This window comes from Serratia sp. BIGb0234 (genome assembly GCF_024809915.1).
Lineage (GTDB): Bacteria > Pseudomonadota > Gammaproteobacteria > Enterobacterales > Enterobacteriaceae > Serratia > Serratia liquefaciens.
Genome location: NZ_JANUEI010000009.1, coordinates 12,767 through 27,300, shown reverse-complemented (window position 1 = coordinate 27,300; position 14,534 = coordinate 12,767). Strand labels below are relative to the sequence as shown.

Annotated in this window: 14 protein-coding genes; 6 read left to right on the top strand and 8 right to left on the bottom strand. The window is 53.4% G+C overall.

What is annotated here, in order from left to right; genetic code table 11:
- Positions 1 to 162 precede the first annotated feature (162 nt).
- The 3 genes from M2407_RS23145 (at position 163) to M2407_RS23135 (ending at position 3,017) form a co-directional block, all read left to right on the top strand.
- Entirely contained in the window at positions 163 to 1,113 is a 951-nt protein-coding gene (locus M2407_RS23145) for a retron St85 family effector protein (protein ID WP_259220016.1), read from the top strand.
- Positions 1,100 to 2,050, top strand: coding sequence for a retron St85 family RNA-directed DNA polymerase (locus M2407_RS23140; protein WP_259220015.1), 951 nt, complete (start codon positions 1,100 to 1,102; stop codon positions 2,048 to 2,050). The genes M2407_RS23145 and M2407_RS23140 overlap by 14 nt, the downstream gene beginning before the upstream one ends.
- Before the next feature lie 211 nt (positions 2,051 to 2,261).
- Complete coding sequence (locus M2407_RS23135; RefSeq protein WP_259220014.1) at positions 2,262 to 3,017, top strand: nucleotidyltransferase domain-containing protein; 756 nt, start codon at positions 2,262 to 2,264, stop codon at positions 3,015 to 3,017.
- Between the two features lie 598 nt (positions 3,018 to 3,615).
- Here the strand turns inward: M2407_RS23135 and M2407_RS23130 are convergent.
- On the bottom strand, positions 3,616 to 4,203 hold the full coding sequence (locus tag M2407_RS23130) for a histidine phosphatase family protein (RefSeq protein WP_130016579.1): 588 nt from the start codon (positions 4,201 to 4,203) through the stop codon (positions 3,616 to 3,618).
- A 144-nt stretch (positions 4,204 to 4,347) separates the two neighbouring features.
- Between M2407_RS23130 and M2407_RS23125 the strand changes: the two genes are divergently transcribed.
- Positions 4,348 to 4,584, top strand: coding sequence for a DUF4282 domain-containing protein (locus tag M2407_RS23125; protein ID WP_020824704.1), 237 nt, complete (start codon positions 4,348 to 4,350; stop codon positions 4,582 to 4,584).
- 36 nt (positions 4,585 to 4,620) lie between these two features.
- Here M2407_RS23125 and M2407_RS23120 read toward each other — a convergent pair whose 3' ends face one another.
- The 5 genes from M2407_RS23120 to M2407_RS23100 all read right to left on the bottom strand — a co-directional run bounded on the left by M2407_RS23120 (position 4,621) and on the right by M2407_RS23100 (position 9,948).
- The gene (locus M2407_RS23120) at positions 4,621 to 5,043 is read right to left on the bottom strand and encodes an HIT family protein (RefSeq protein WP_259220013.1); all 423 of its coding nucleotides are present in this window, start codon (positions 5,041 to 5,043) and stop codon (positions 4,621 to 4,623) included.
- Positions 5,044 to 5,147: 104 nt separating this feature from the next.
- Positions 5,148 to 6,185, bottom strand: coding sequence for a LacI family DNA-binding transcriptional regulator (locus M2407_RS23115; protein WP_259220012.1), 1,038 nt, complete (start codon positions 6,183 to 6,185; stop codon positions 5,148 to 5,150).
- 68 nt (positions 6,186 to 6,253) lie between these two features.
- Positions 6,254 to 7,015 carry an SDR family NAD(P)-dependent oxidoreductase gene (locus tag M2407_RS23110; protein ID WP_020824707.1) on the bottom strand — a complete coding sequence of 254 codons (762 nt, stop codon included), beginning with the start codon at positions 7,013 to 7,015 and terminating at the stop codon, positions 6,254 to 6,256.
- A gap of 24 nt (positions 7,016 to 7,039) precedes the next feature.
- On the bottom strand, positions 7,040 to 8,911 hold the full coding sequence (locus M2407_RS23105) for a TRAP transporter large permease subunit (RefSeq protein WP_259220011.1): 1,872 nt from the start codon (positions 8,909 to 8,911) through the stop codon (positions 7,040 to 7,042).
- A 23-nt stretch (positions 8,912 to 8,934) separates the two neighbouring features.
- Positions 8,935 to 9,948 carry a TRAP transporter substrate-binding protein gene (locus M2407_RS23100; protein ID WP_259220010.1) on the bottom strand — a complete coding sequence of 338 codons (1,014 nt, stop codon included), beginning with the start codon at positions 9,946 to 9,948 and terminating at the stop codon, positions 8,935 to 8,937.
- Between the two features lie 321 nt (positions 9,949 to 10,269).
- Between M2407_RS23100 and M2407_RS23095 the strand changes: the two genes are divergently transcribed.
- A complete protein-coding gene (locus tag M2407_RS23095) occupies positions 10,270 to 11,718 on the top strand; it encodes a carboxylesterase (RefSeq protein WP_116691480.1) in 1,449 nt (482 codons plus the stop codon).
- Here M2407_RS23095 and M2407_RS23090 read toward each other — a convergent pair.
- Complete coding sequence (locus tag M2407_RS23090) at positions 11,715 to 12,464, bottom strand: NAD(P)-dependent oxidoreductase (protein ID WP_259220009.1); 750 nt, start codon at positions 12,462 to 12,464, stop codon at positions 11,715 to 11,717. The genes M2407_RS23095 and M2407_RS23090 overlap by 4 nt on opposite strands.
- Before the next feature lie 91 nt (positions 12,465 to 12,555).
- On the bottom strand, positions 12,556 to 13,419 hold the full coding sequence (locus tag M2407_RS23085; protein ID WP_128864812.1) for a LysR family transcriptional regulator: 864 nt from the start codon (positions 13,417 to 13,419) through the stop codon (positions 12,556 to 12,558).
- A gap of 114 nt (positions 13,420 to 13,533) precedes the next feature.
- Here M2407_RS23085 and M2407_RS23080 point away from each other — a divergent pair, with 114 nt between their 5' ends.
- Positions 13,534 to 14,292: an SDR family NAD(P)-dependent oxidoreductase gene (locus M2407_RS23080; protein ID WP_046374774.1), complete on the top strand. Its 759-nt coding sequence runs from the start codon at positions 13,534 to 13,536 to the stop codon at positions 14,290 to 14,292.
- The last annotated feature ends 242 nt before the right edge of the window (positions 14,293 to 14,534 follow it).

Sequence of the window (14,534 nt, the reverse complement as noted above, 5' to 3'; positions counted from 1 at the left end):
CATCGGGCCATGAGTCATGGTTTCGCCTAGTATTTTAGCTATGCCCGTCGTTCAGTTCGCTGAGCGGCGGCTGGGGGCCACCGATCAGCGAACTGATCGACGTGCTCAAGTAGGTTTGGTTTTTCTAGCCCTCTACCATCTAGGTGCATAAGGATATTCTCGATGCTGACTCAGCTAAAAAAAAATGGTACTGAGGTATCCAGAGCAACTACGTTATTTTCATCATTCGTTGACAAGAACAAAGTAAAATGTCCTGGTAATGTAAAAAAATTCATCTTTCTGTGTGGTGCTAACAAAAACAATGGAGAGCCATCAGCAAGACGACTGGAATTAATAAATTTTTCTGAACGGTATTTGAATAATTGCCATTTTTTTCTTGCTGAACTAGTTTTCAAAGAATTAAGCACAGATGAGGAATCATTATCTGATAATTTATTAGATATCGAAGCTGACTTATCAAAATTAGCCGACCATATTATCATTGTTTTAGAAAGCTATTCTTCCTTTACGGAACTTGGTGCATTTGCATACAGCAAGCAATTACGCAAGAAATTAATAATAGTTAACAATACAAAATTTATAAATGAGAAATCTTTTATAAATATGGGGCCAATAAAAGCTATTACTCAGCAATCACAACAATCTGGTCATTTCTTGCATTATAAAATGAAAGAAGGGATTGAAAGCATAGAGCGCTCTGATGGGATTGGCGAAATATTCGATCCACTATATGATATTCTTTCTAAGAACGATAGAGCAATTTCAAGAACTTTAAAAAAAGAAGAGTTAGATCCTTCCAGTAACTTCAATAAAGACTCAGTACGATTTATTCATGACGTAATTTTTGTATGCGGTCCTTTGCAACTTAATGAACTCATCGAAATAATCACAAAAATATTTGGTACAGAAAGCCATTACAAAAAAAATCTTCTAAAGCACCTTGGCATTCTAATGGCTATTAGAATAATATCATGCACAAATGGGATTTATTATTCTTTGTATAAAGAATATTATTTTAAATATGATTTTGACATTGACAACATATCATCAATGTTTAAAGTTTTTTTCCTCAAGAACAAGCCAGAAAGGATGAGGGTATATGAGAATATATAGCCTAATTGACTCTCAGACATTGATGACTAAGGGATTTGCTTCTGAAGTAATGCGATCACCTGAGCCACCAAAAAAATGGGATATAGCTAAGAAAAAAGGAGGTATGAGAACAATTTATCACCCGTCATCAAAAGTTAAATTAATTCAATATTGGTTAATGAATAATGTTTTCTCAAAGCTCCCAATGCATAATGCTGCATATGCATTTGTTAAAAACCGTTCAATAAAAAGCAATGCTTTATTACATGCCGAATCAAAGAATAGATATTATGTGAAAATAGATCTCAAAGATTTTTTCCCTTCAATAAAATTTTCTGATTTTGAGTATGCATTCACTCGTTATAGAGATCGCATTGAATTTACAACAGAATATGATAAAGAGTTACTACAACTTATAAAAACAATCTGCTTTATATCAGATAGCACTCTCCCTATCGGGTTTCCTACATCCCCATTAATTGCAAACTTTGTGGCAAGAGAACTTGATGAAAAACTGTCGCAAAAACTAAATGCAATTGATAAACTTAATGCCACTTATACACGATATGCTGATGATATTATTGTCTCTACAAATATTAAAGGGGCTAGCAAATTAATTCTGGATTGTTTTAAAAGAACAATGAAAGAGATTGGTCCAGACTTTAAAATTAACATTAAAAAATTCAAGATCTGTAGTGCCTCTGGAGGAAGCATAGTAGTTACCGGGTTGAAAGTTTGCCATGATTTTCATATTACATTACATAGATCAATGAAAGATAAAATAAGATTACACCTTTCTCTTTTATCAAAAGGTATATTAAAAGATGAAGATCATAATAAACTTTCGGGTTATATTGCTTATGCAAAAGATATAGACCCTCATTTTTATACAAAACTGAACAGAAAATATTTTCAAGAAATAAAATGGATTCAGAATCTCCACAACAAAGTTGAATAAACCTAATATTTTGGATGCAACCCAGCAAGATCATTGATTAAAATGGGAAAAATATAGGATTTTTAGGATGATCTAAACTCTAGAGAATGTGTATACAAAAGTGTATAAGTTATTTTAAATCCTACATAAAATACATCAAAATCAATCAATTGGCGTCATTTTATCACTCCTGTGATGCCACTCTCCAGCGTAAACCCCTTCGGAGCAGCCAATGACCTTCTGCCGCGATGGCTTTATCCCCACGGTAACCGACTTCTCATTGCAGGATGCGTTCACGCCTGTGCTGACAGCGTTGGTCGCAGGCTTGCCGAGCCATTTCCCCGACTTGATCCACTGTATTTATCTCTATGGCAGTGTGGCACGCGGACAAGCGACACCGGGGGAGTCTGATTTGGATATCACCTTGTTGCTGAGTCGGCGGGCTACTGACGCTGAATTGGCGCTTATTGAGCAATGGCGTGAGGATTTCCAGCAACATCAGACGATAGTCAGCAAGGTGGATTTTGATATTGGCACCCTCGATGAAGCGCTAAATCCCGCCAATCGCTATAGCTGGGGCTATTGGTTGAAACACCATTGCCGCTGTCTTTGGGGAAATGACGTAAGCAACGCATTGCCACTGTTCCGGCCAGATCGTCGTATTGCGCGGGCGGTAAATGCCGATCTGCGCACCGTGCTGGAAGATTATGGTGTGAAAATCTCGGGCGGGTCTCGGGTTGCTGAGCTGCAACGACTCAAACGCGAAGCGGCCAGAAAGCTGATCAGAGCAACTAATATGCTGCGTGATCCTGATAGCCTGTTTTGGCCGATAGCGCTTGATGATTATGCCGAGCAATTATTAGCGCGGCATCCTGATAAGGCTTCAGAAATAAATCATCTGCTGGCACATGCTATCAATAACGCTAATGACGCTGAGTTTACCGAGCGAATGATGGACTTTCTTTGTTGGCTTGAACATCAGCAATAAAGCCGCCCCGAAGCGGCGGCTTATAACTTAAGGCTTAGGCGTACTGGGTTAACTTCCAGGTAGCCGCCTTATTATTGTAGGGCGGCATGGTATTACCTTTCGCGATGGGGGCGGTGGTTGATGGTGTGCCCACTACCTTCCAAACGCCGCTTTCCGGGCATTTTTGCCCTGTTGAAGCAGTAGTACCAAGGGGGGATCTGGTCATCATGATCTTTCCTTAATCAGTGCGGCGCTACCCTAGCACCGCTAATAAAGATATTTACAGGTTCCTGTAGATATTCAATCCCATAAGTGAAATACAAGACATTAGTTTGATATTAGTGAATGCTGGAGTTGATTTTTTAAATTTAAAGATATTTAGCCATTGTTTGTTTCGATATATAAATAATTTATATCATTTCCATTGCACTATTTTATTTATATATATGTTGATGAGTAGTCTTAATTGATTATTATTAAATCGTTGGGGTGTTTATAAAATAGTCCAATATATAATAAATTAAAATAGCGCAGTGGACTCTCTGAACGCGGCCGTTACCTTTGTCCGTCGTCGTTACCTATCCCGATGCAGAGAGCCAATTGAAACGGGAGCATGGCATTACCCCGCGAAAGGGCAGCTCTCCGCCAACTGAGTCAACCCCTCACGTTCTTGCCGGAACGAAACCTTGCCCTGATCCAGCGTGACCACAAAAATGCTGTCGAAGTCGCTGCCTGGCCATTCGGGCACCAAATTGGCGTCGCCGCCGCGCGCGGCAACGATGTTCTTCACTGCCTTATCGAGATTCTTGTGCTCCCAGGCGATGAAGATGCGCGAGTTTTGGTACTTATCGCTGAGCAGCTCCTGCTGCAGCCCGGCGATGTCATCGGCGTGGAATTGAATGCCGATCGGCAGTCCGACACGTACCGCGGTGGGCATAATGGTCGACAGCGCTCGCAGCGAACTGCCGGTCTTATTCTCTTTGGGCCCGGCGGCAAAGATAAAATCAGGTTTGCCATAGCGGTCCAGTAGCACGTCCGGCAGTGCCAGCGCGCGATTGAGCCCTTTGCAGGTTAACTGCCCGCTGTCGTTGGCGGGTTTCTCCCCGTGCCGCACGAAGATCAGCGTTTCCTGTGCCAGTGCGCTTTGGCTGAGCAGCAGCAACGCCGCTAAACCGCCCAGGATTTTGTTGCCGATTTTGTTAAACATCCTCAACCCTTATGTAATGGCCTGCTGATTTCTGAGCGCTTTTCGTCACGTTACTCGCTATCATAACTGGCGTGACAACAAGGCATGCCGCGCTGATGCGGTGCCTCTGGGATAATTAAATACTGACCTAAGGAAGGATTTACAATGAAAAACATTTTCTTTTTTGATGCGATGCTGACGCCGAAAATCATCACCGGCGTGTACTGGCTGTGCCTGCTGGGCATCATTGTTGGCGGGATTGGGTCGATGTTCTACGGTGAGTTCTTCCGCGGCCTGTTTGCGATCATTATCGGCGGCGTGTTCACCCGCGTTTGCTTCGAAATGATCATCATTGCGTTTAAAAATAATGAGTACCTGCGCAAGATTGCCGAAAAGCCTTAATTAAGTAGTAAACGCCGGGCCATGCCCGGCGTTTTGTTATTCCCCCAGCGTTATCGCCAGCCGTTCCCTCATTAATTCAATAAAATTCTCCGGCACGGTTCTCGCCGTTGGCGAGCGTAGCGCCTGGCTCCAGACCGGCTCCGGGAAATGTGAGTCGTCGAAGTAGCGCGGGATGATATGCCAATGCAAATGGGGCAGTGCGGTGCCCAGGCTGGCGATATTGATCTTCGCCGGCGTCAGCAATTGCCGTAGTTGCGCTTCAACCTGAGCGACCACGGTCATGATGCTGTTGCGCTGATCGTCACGCAAATCGCTCAGTTCGGCGATATGCTCATGCCAGACCACCCGACACCAGCCGGGGAAAGGGCTGTCGGCAATGAAAATGGCCCGGCACAGCGGGTTTTGCCACAGCAGGATTTCATTGGTTGGATGGCAGTAAACGCAGGATTCATTGTTCATTTTTATTCTCCCGCCGCGGTTTTGGGCGCAGCGAAGCTCCCGCCGCGCATTAGCGCAGCATGGATTCAGTATGGAAGAGAGCGGAGCCGTAGCCCCGCAGGAGGTTACGTGTTAATGACCGACTGTCGGCGCACCAGGCTAGGCGCGAATAAAAATTCCTCCACCGGCAATTCAGGGTTTTCCAGCCGACCAATCAGCCGATCGACGATTTTCACCGCCATCTCGCGCAGCGGCGGTGCCACTGAGCTAAGCGCCGGATTAAACAGCTCGGACAGAAACATGTTATCGATGCCGACAACCGAAATATCTTCCGGTACCCGTACGCCAAGCCGCTGGAAGGAGGAAATCATGCCGATGGCCAACATGTCGTTCAGCGCTACAATGCCGTCCGGCCGGGGGTCACTCTGGCAAATTTGTTCGGCCAGCGTCTTGCCCAACTCGGCCATTTCAGCATCGCCGTAGGCGAACTGCGCCTTGCCTTCGATCACCCAGGCCGGCAGCCCTGCGTTTTCCAGTGCCTGCCGGTAACCGGCAATTTTGTTGGCGCGGCTGCTGGTCATGCCGGAAGCGGTAGCGAAGGCGATACGGCGGCAGCCTTGGGCGATCAGATGCTGTGCCGCCATGCTGCCGGCGGCGCAATTATCCATCGACACGCTGTCGATCGGCAGCACCGACTCGCCAGTGGCGGCCAGGGTGCGCTCGTCGTAGTTAATCATCACCAGGCCGCGTTTCAGGGCATCGCGAAAATGGGGGCGATCGTAAAACGTGGAGGCCACCACCACGCCGCGAATGCCTAACGCCAGCAGATCGTCGAGAAAACGGATCTCTTCTTCCTGTTGGCGATGGGTATCGCCCAGCAACACCTGATAGCCATAGTTTTGCTTGGCCGCCAGCTCAATTTCGCGCACCAGCGCAGCGAAGCTGGGGTTGACGATGGACGGTACCAGCAGGCCCAGCATTTTGACCTGCCCGGTTTTAAGCTGCTGCGCGGCGCGGTTTGGCTGGTATTGCAGCGCCGCCATCGCCTGTTCAATACGGGCCAGCGTATCCTTGCGCATCTGATCGACTCGGCCGTTCAGCACGTTGGATACCGTACTGACCGACACCCCGGCATGACGTGCCACATCACGTATATTCGCCATCACATTCCCGTTTTGCATTAACCCATTACCCCGACTTTATCACGCGGCCGAAAGTGAGTCACAGACCCTTAGGGCGCGAGTTGACCGCCGTTGACGTCGATAATTTGCCCGGTGATATATCCGCTACAGTTATGCGAGGCCAGGAACAGGTAGGTGGGCGCCACCTCTTCGCTGCGGCCAAAGCGGCCCATCGGAATGGAAGCGCGCATTTTACCCAGCACTTCGTCGCTCTTGCCGTGATGGAAAGCGGTATCGATGCTGCCTGGCGACACGATATTGAAACGGATATTGTCCTGGGTGAACTCCTTCACCCAGTTGCGGTGGATATTGTGCAACCAGGCTTTGGCGCTGGCATACAGCCCGGCGCCGATCCCGCCGCCTTCGCGTGCAGCAATGGAGCCGGTGCTGATGACGCTGGCGGTCGTCCCGTTCTCGCGAGCCGAAGCGCGCAGGTGAGGGATAGCGAATTTGGTCACCATCAGCGCCGAGCGGCAGTTCAAATCCATCACTCGATCAAAAAACTCGTCGTCTATCGCTTCCAGCCCGTTGCGACCGCCCAATCCACCGGCGTTGTTGATCAAAATATCGATGCCGCCAAAGCGGGCGACAAAGGCTTCCACCAATGCCTCGCAGCCGGCGGATCGAGACAGATCGGCCGAGAAGAATGCGCATTCACCGGGGAAGGTGGCGATCTCTGCCGGTGGCTCACTGCGCAGGCCGTTAATGCCGACCTTGGCGCCGTGCCGGGCGAACAGGGCGGCGGTCGCCAGCCCGATACCGGCAGTGGAACCGGTGATCAATACGCGTTTGTCGGTTAAATCAGAGAACATGGTGTGACTCCTTGCTTGAGAAAATCAGTAGCCCAGCCGCATCGGCAACCAGGTGGAGAGCGCCGGGAATAGCGCGATAACGATGATGCCGAACAGCACGATCAGCAGGTATTTGGCCATAGGTTTAATCACGTCCTGCATCGGGACGCCGCAGATGGCGCAGGTGGTGTACAACCCCAGGCCGATCGGCGGGGAAAACAGGCCGAAACCCATCGCCAGAATCATCACAATGGCGTAGTGCAGCGGGTTGAAGCCGAGCTGGGTGGCGATGGGCACCAGGATCGGCGCAAAGATAATCAGCGCCGGAGCGCCCTCCAGCACTGCGCCGAAAATAATCAGGATGACAATCGACAGCAGCAGGAACAGCCACGGACCGTAGTCTGCGCCGATGGCGACCAGCAGCTGTGCGCACTGCTGCGGGATCATTTCGATGGTCAGAGCGAAGGACAAACTGGTGGCGCAGGCGACGATAAACAGCAGCATGCCGGACAGCGCGGCGGTGTCGACAAACAGCTTCAGGGTAGCTTTCAGCGTCAGCTCACCAAAGGCCAACCGTCCGACCACGATGGCGTAGACTACTGCGAAGGCGGAGATCTCCGTGGAGGTGGCGATGCCGGCCACCACCCCCTTGCCGATCATCAAAATCATGACCAGACCGACGGCGGCGCCGATCAACAGTTGGCGCGTCGGCATCCGTACCGGGTAGGCGTCATCGACGTTGATGCGTTTGCCGAATATCACGGCGGCAATCAGCAGCAATACCAGCAGGCACAGGGCGGGGATCAGCCCGGCGATAAACAGCGCGCCAATCGAAATGTTGGCGATAAAGCCCATTACGATCAGGTTTACACAGGGGGGAATGGTCTCCGCCATAATGGCTGAAGCGGCGAATACCCCGGCAGACTCTTCGGCAGGTTGGCGAGCCCGACGTACCGCCGGCATCAGTACGCCGCCGACCGTGGCGACGTCCGCCAGCTTGGAACCGGAAATGCCGGAGAAAAACGCCATCGACAAAATCGTCGTCATGTTCAGGCCGCCGCGATAGCGCCCCATGCCGCGCACGATCAGCTCAACCAGCCGTGACGACATGCCGTTGACTTCCATCACCGCGCCGGCCAACAGAAAGAACGGGATCGCCAGCAGCACGAAATGGTCGACGCCGGCGGTGACCTGTTGGGCAAAGAAGACGAACGGCAGCGACGGATCGCTGAGGAAAAACACCATCGCCGACATCCCGAGGGTAAAGGCGATCGGCACGCCGGAGATAATGCCAAGAATAAAGCAGGCCAGCATCAATGCGGCGGGCAGCGAGCTGAGCCCGGTGGCAGTATGCAAGCTAAGGTAGCCCGCGGCACCCAACAGCGCGACAACGGCGGCGCTGGTTAACACCACTTTCAGCGGCGCCTGGCAGGCGTGGTCGAGCGCGCTGACCAACATCACCGCGGCACCGATAAATACCGGCACCACGAAAATTGCCTGCGGCAGGCCGTGCTCGGTGGTCTGCGGCAGCGAAATGCCGACCAGGCTGAAGCTGGATACCGTCAGCCCCAATGCCACCAACACCAAAACCCAGCGGCTGGCATGCACCACATACGGCCGGGTGGCTTCCGGTAGCCAGCGCAGAAACAGATCGACACCAATGTGTCTGCCGCGCCCGGTGGAGGTGGCGACGCCGAAGAACACCAGCGTCACCATCAGCGCTCGCGCCACCTCTTCAGCCCATTCGATCGGGCTGTGCAGCGCGTAGCGCCAGACGACTGAAGCGAATACCACCACTACGTTCACCAGCAGTGCCAGTGCGCCGCCCCAGGCGGTAAAGCGGGTCAGGCCGCGGCTTAACTGCGTCAGAATAGCCACTTTTTTCACGCTCATTTCAAGGGTTACAGGAAGGGTCATAGCAAATCCTCCGCCGGGGCGCGTTACGGCTGCGCTGCGGCATGAATGGCGTCCAGCACCGCTTTGGCCTGTGGATACTTAGCGGTAAATGCCGCCTGCAGCGGCAGGGTTTGCTGGCGGAAATAGTCGCGGTCGGTTTCGCTGAAAATCACGCCGGCGGCTTTCAGTTTTTCCATGGCCTGAATTTCTTTTTCCGCCGCAATTTTGCGTTCATAAAGGGTGGCTTCGTTGGCCGCGGCCAGCACCTCGTCACGCAGGTCTTGCGGAATGCGCTGGAAAGCCGCCTGGCTGATGGTGGCTACTATCGGGTTATAGATATGACGGGTCAGCGTGGCGTTTTTGGCGATCTCGTAATACTTGCTGGTGTACACCGTGGCGGCATCGTGTTCTACGCCGTCGATCACTCCCATCTGCAGTGCGGAGTAAACCTCACCGCCGGGCATTGGGATTGCCGTAGCGCCCATGCTTTTCAGCGTGGCGATGAAATTGGGGGCCGGCAGCACCCGCACCTTCATCCGATTAAGATCCTGCGGCGACTGCAGCGGTTTTTTACTGTAAATGTTGCGCGCCCCCAGGCTGAAACCGTAACCCAGCACCTTGATATTGCTCTGTTTGGCCAACATGGCGCTCAGCAGTTGGCCTGCCTGGCCGTCGAGCGCCCGGCCCAGTTGTTGGTTGTCATTAAACAGATAACCCAGATCCAACACGCCGATCTCCGGCACCAGCGTGGCCCAGATGGAAGTCCCGGAGATCATCATGTCGATCGCGCCGATGCGCACCTGCTGCACCGCATCGGCTTCTTTTCCGAGCATGCCGTTCGGGAAATAGTTGAGGGCAATTTTACCCGGCAGACGCTGCTCCAAATTCTGTTTGAAACGGTTGAACCAGATAGCGTGTGCGGAGTAGCCATCGTCGGGTAACGATGAATAAACCCGCAGGTTGACTTCGGCGGCGTTGGCGCGCAGCGGCAGGGTAAACAGCATAAATAACAACGTGATAAACAGGCGCAGCGTTAAGCGGCATGTCATTGATTTCATGAGCCTGGCTCCCGATCGCAGACAGCCTGCGATGCTGGTGGTGAAGATGATTCCCCTGCTGGGCAATGCGGTAGGGACAGGGGGAACGGGACGATACTTTGTGTCTTAATCTTTAACTGTAACGTTTTAGTGTATCGTTACAGAAAACCTACAAACATTCGGTTGGCAGATCAATTTTTATCCGTGAAAAAGGCCGGGAAATGCGCGTTCTGTGAGCAGGCTCTAAAAATAGGCGGGTAGAAGTTGGCGGTCAGTGAGCTGCCCCTGCGGGCGTTTAGCTTCTATAATCGCTGCTGGATAACCGTGAATTCAGGAGTGAGCATGCCTTCCAGGGCGATAATTAAATGGACCAAACGACTGACGATAGTGGGCGTCACCGTCTTGCTCACGCTGTTTGCGGTGCGGGTTTACGATACTCAGCGCGGCCCTGCGTTGGAGCCTTGGCATACTTTTGTGCCGCACGAGTTGTCGGCCGCCGAGCTGGATAAAACCAACTGGCAAGGTTATCTGGCCGCAGAGAGCCGGGTGTTTGACGAGGTGAAAGTTAACGTCACGGACAAACTCTCCGCCAGCGAACGCATTCCGCTCAACCGCTATTTTGACGGCAGCCCGGTCTACCCGGAACATTTTGCCCACGACTGGAACCGCTCCTACGAATTGCTGCCGCAGGGCGAACCCCGTGGTGCGGTGGTGCTGCTGCACGGCCTGACAGATTCGCCTTATAGCCTGCGGCATATCGCCGAAAACTACCGGCAGCAGGGGTATGTGGCGGTAGGTATTCGCCTGCCGGCGCACGGTACGGTGCCGGGGGCACTGACCGATATTGAATGGCGCGACTGGCTGGCGGCAACGCGTTTAGCCGTGCGCGAGGCGCGCAGCAAGGCCGGAGGCGACAAGCCGCTGCATATCGTGGGCTTTTCCAACGGTGGTGCGCTGGCGATGAAGTATGCGTTGGATGCGCTGGACGATCCGCAGTTGGCGGCGCCGCAGCGGTTGGTGTTGATCTCACCGATGATTGGCGTGACCAGTTTTGCCCGTTTCGCCGGTATTGCCGGCTGGCCGGCGGTGTTTCCGGCGTTTGCCAAAGCGGCCTGGCTCGGCGTCCTGCCGGAGTTTAACCCCTTCAAATACAATTCATTTCCGGTGAACGGCGCGCGTCAGTCTTACCTGCTCAGCAACGGTCTGCAACAGCAAATCGCTCGGGCGGCGCGTGACGGCAAGCTGGACAAGTTGGCGCCGGTGCTGACCTTCCAGTCGGTAATGGATTCGACCGTCAGTACGCGGGCGGTGATCCGCGCGTTATATAATGAATTGCCGGCTAACGGCAGCGAACTGGTGCTGTTTGACGTCAATCGTACGATAAATTTTGGGCCCTTGCTGCGACCCAATGCGGCGGCGGCGGTCAGCCAACTGTTGCCTGCGCCGCCGCGCCGTTATCAAACCACGGTGATTGCCAACGCCTCGCCCGAGAGTAGCGAAGCCATTGCCAGTGTGACAGCGGCCGGAGAAACGACGCAAAGCGTACAGCCACTGGGTATGACCTATCCGGCGGACATCTATTCGCTGTCGCACGTGGCGCTGCCATTCCCGGTGAGCGATTCGCTTTATGGCCGCTTCCCGGCTCAGCGCGGCGAGTTCGGTATCAGCCTGGGTACGCTGGCAGCGCGTGGCGAACGTTCGGTGCTGGTGGTCGATCTGGATTCGCTGATGCGCATTGCCTCTAACCCGTTTTTCCCTTACCTGCTGCAGCGCATCGATAGCAAGCTTTAGTCGAAACCGAGGATGCTGAAGGCATCGTCCTGCGGGTAGTAGCCGAGCAGGCGGGTGGTTTCCTCCAGCGACAGGCGCTTATAGCGGTTGTTGGAAACGCCGTGCACCACCGCATGGTGCACGCCTTCAATGCGCAGGCAGCGTTCGAGCAGATCGGCGGCGTCGCGATGGCTGAGGAAGGCGCTCATATCACGGGCGCTGAGTTGTTCACCGCGTGCCAACGTGGTGAAGTTGGCGATGCGTACCGACAGCGAAGACAGCCCCTCCTGATGGGCAAAGTAGGCGGCGATGCCCTCGCCAAACGCTTTGCTGACCCCGTACAGATTTTTCGGCTTGGGCGCGTCCTGCGGTCGAATTTGGTAATCCAACGGATAGCCCTCCACCGCCTGCGCGCTGCTGGCGAACACCACGCGTTTGCAACCGGCGTCCTTCGCCGCACGGAAGATATTGAAGGTGCCGAGGATATTGTTGTCCATCAGTGAATTGCAAAAATCGGCATCGGGGGAAGGATCGGCCGCCAGGTGCAGTACGGTATCGATATTGGCGCAGGCCGCCCGGCAAGCTTCGATATCGGCGATATCAAAACTGATGATCTCGTCGTCCGGCTGCAGATTGTGCAACAGGCTGACGTCTCTTTCCGCCAGCCGCAGCTGATAGCGATTGCCAACGGACTGACGTAATGCCGTAGCGACCCGGCCGCCCGCGCCGGTAATCAGAATTCGTCCAAACTCAGTACGCAAAGTCATGATCTCAGCTGTCCCTAAAGTGAATTACGCGGTGATCAGTAATAATCCCCTGCGTGACTTTTGTCCAGTATCAATTAGCCTTGCTGATGTTTTATGTCGCCAATGGGCATTTTTTTTCGATGGTATCCGCCAGAAAAGTCATCACTGCGCGTACGGCAACGGACCGCGCCAGATCGGGATAAGTGACCAGCCACAGCTCGCGAGTTGGCGCGGCGATGGGGGTGGGTAAAACCACCAGATCTGGGTCGCTATCGGCGACAAACGTCGGCAATACCACGGCACCTAGCCCAGAACGCGCGGCTTCTTGCAGCGAGAACAGATCGCTGGCCTCAAAAACCACCGGGCGGCCCTGCAACAGCTGCTGCAGCCACTGCTGGTGGGGCTGGTGTTGGTAGTGGTGGTCATAAGCGATAAAGGCCCGTGCGGCTTCCGGCAGGGCTGCGTGCTGCGGCGTGGCGTACAGCGCGTAGCGCATCATGCCGATGCGCTGAACCAGCAGATCCGGTTGTTGCGGACGTACCATCCGCACCGCCACTTCGGCATCGCCACGGTCCAGTTCGGCGATGGCCGACTCGCCGGAGAGTATCAACGTAATATGCGGAAAAGCCTGATGAAATCTCGCAATCTCCGGTGCGATAACCCGTGCGGCTATCGACGGCGGTGCACTGATGCGCACCTGGGTTTGCGGTGTTTCGCCGGCGCTGCGCGCATGACGGACAATGGCGTGGCTTTGGTTTTCAATCTCGGCAGCCAGCCCGGCAATCATTTTGCCATCCTGTGTCAGCGGTGTGCTGCGCGGCAGGCGGAGGATCAGCCGCAGACCGAGCGCTTTCTCCAGTGCCGCGACTCGGCGGCCCACGGTGGCGTGATCACAGCCCATTTCTCGCGCCGCTGCCGACAATGAACCGGTACGCGCCAGCACCACAAAGTGTTTTAAATCCTGCCAATCGAACATCAGTGAATTCCTGCACAGTATTGTTGCAAATTTATGGAATATTCACACAGAGCGGGGTGTGATTCAATGCCGTTATGTTTGAAACCAGATTGAATTATTAAATAAGGTAATCTTATGAATTTGCAACTGCAGGATCGCGTCGCGTTGGTGACCGGCGCCAGTGAAGGAATCGGTGCGGGTATGGTCAGGGTATTTGCAGCGCAGGGCGTTACCGTGGTGGCGACCGCCCGTCGTGAAGATCGCCTGCTGGCCCTGGCAGATGAGATCGCGAAAAGCGGTGGCATACGGCCTTACGTGATTGCGGCGGATATCACCGATGCAGGAGCACTCGACAGCCTGCTTGCTCAGGTGCAGCAACGCTTCGGCACGATAGACATTGTGATTAATGCCGTCGGCGGGGCTCGTCCAACCGCACTGAACGAAGGCGACGCGGGTTGGGAAGAGGCTTTTGCCCTGAATTTCACGCCGGCGCGTCGGGTCACCCACGCACTGCTGCCCGGCATGCAGGCGCAGGGATGGGGCCGGATCATCAATATCAGTGGCTCGATGGAGCCGCGTAGTTTAAACGCCGCCACTGCCGCTAAAGGCGCATTGCATCTGTGGGCCAAGGGGCTGGCGGGAGAGGTGGCGGCGCAGGGCATTACCGTCAATACGCTGCAGCCCGGGCGGATTAATAGCGAACAGGTGCGTGAAAAACTGCACCCGACCGACGCCGCGCGCCTGGCATTTATCGAACAGAATATCCCGATCGGCTATTTTGGCGAGCCGGAAGACATGGCTTATCTGGCCGCGTTTCTTTGTTCCCCGCTCGCGCGATATATCACCGGTGCGGTGATCCCGGTAGACGGCGGCATGCACTATTTCGCTCACTGACGCCGTTTTGTACGGCGGATCACAGTTCGGTAATTTGCCGTCGCAAGCTCTTGCCTCGGCAAAAAGTCGGGTGGTAACGTCATAACTCAGCCGATTTAGGGTTGTCACTGCTCAGGCAGGCAAAACCTAAACCTCGTGCTTCTGTTCCCTTTGTGGGTGCAGAGGCCATGAGGTTTAGGTTTTTTTTTGCGCTGAATTCTGTGGCAGCGATTGGCCACCGCTGAGTGGGATTTGGCAGAACG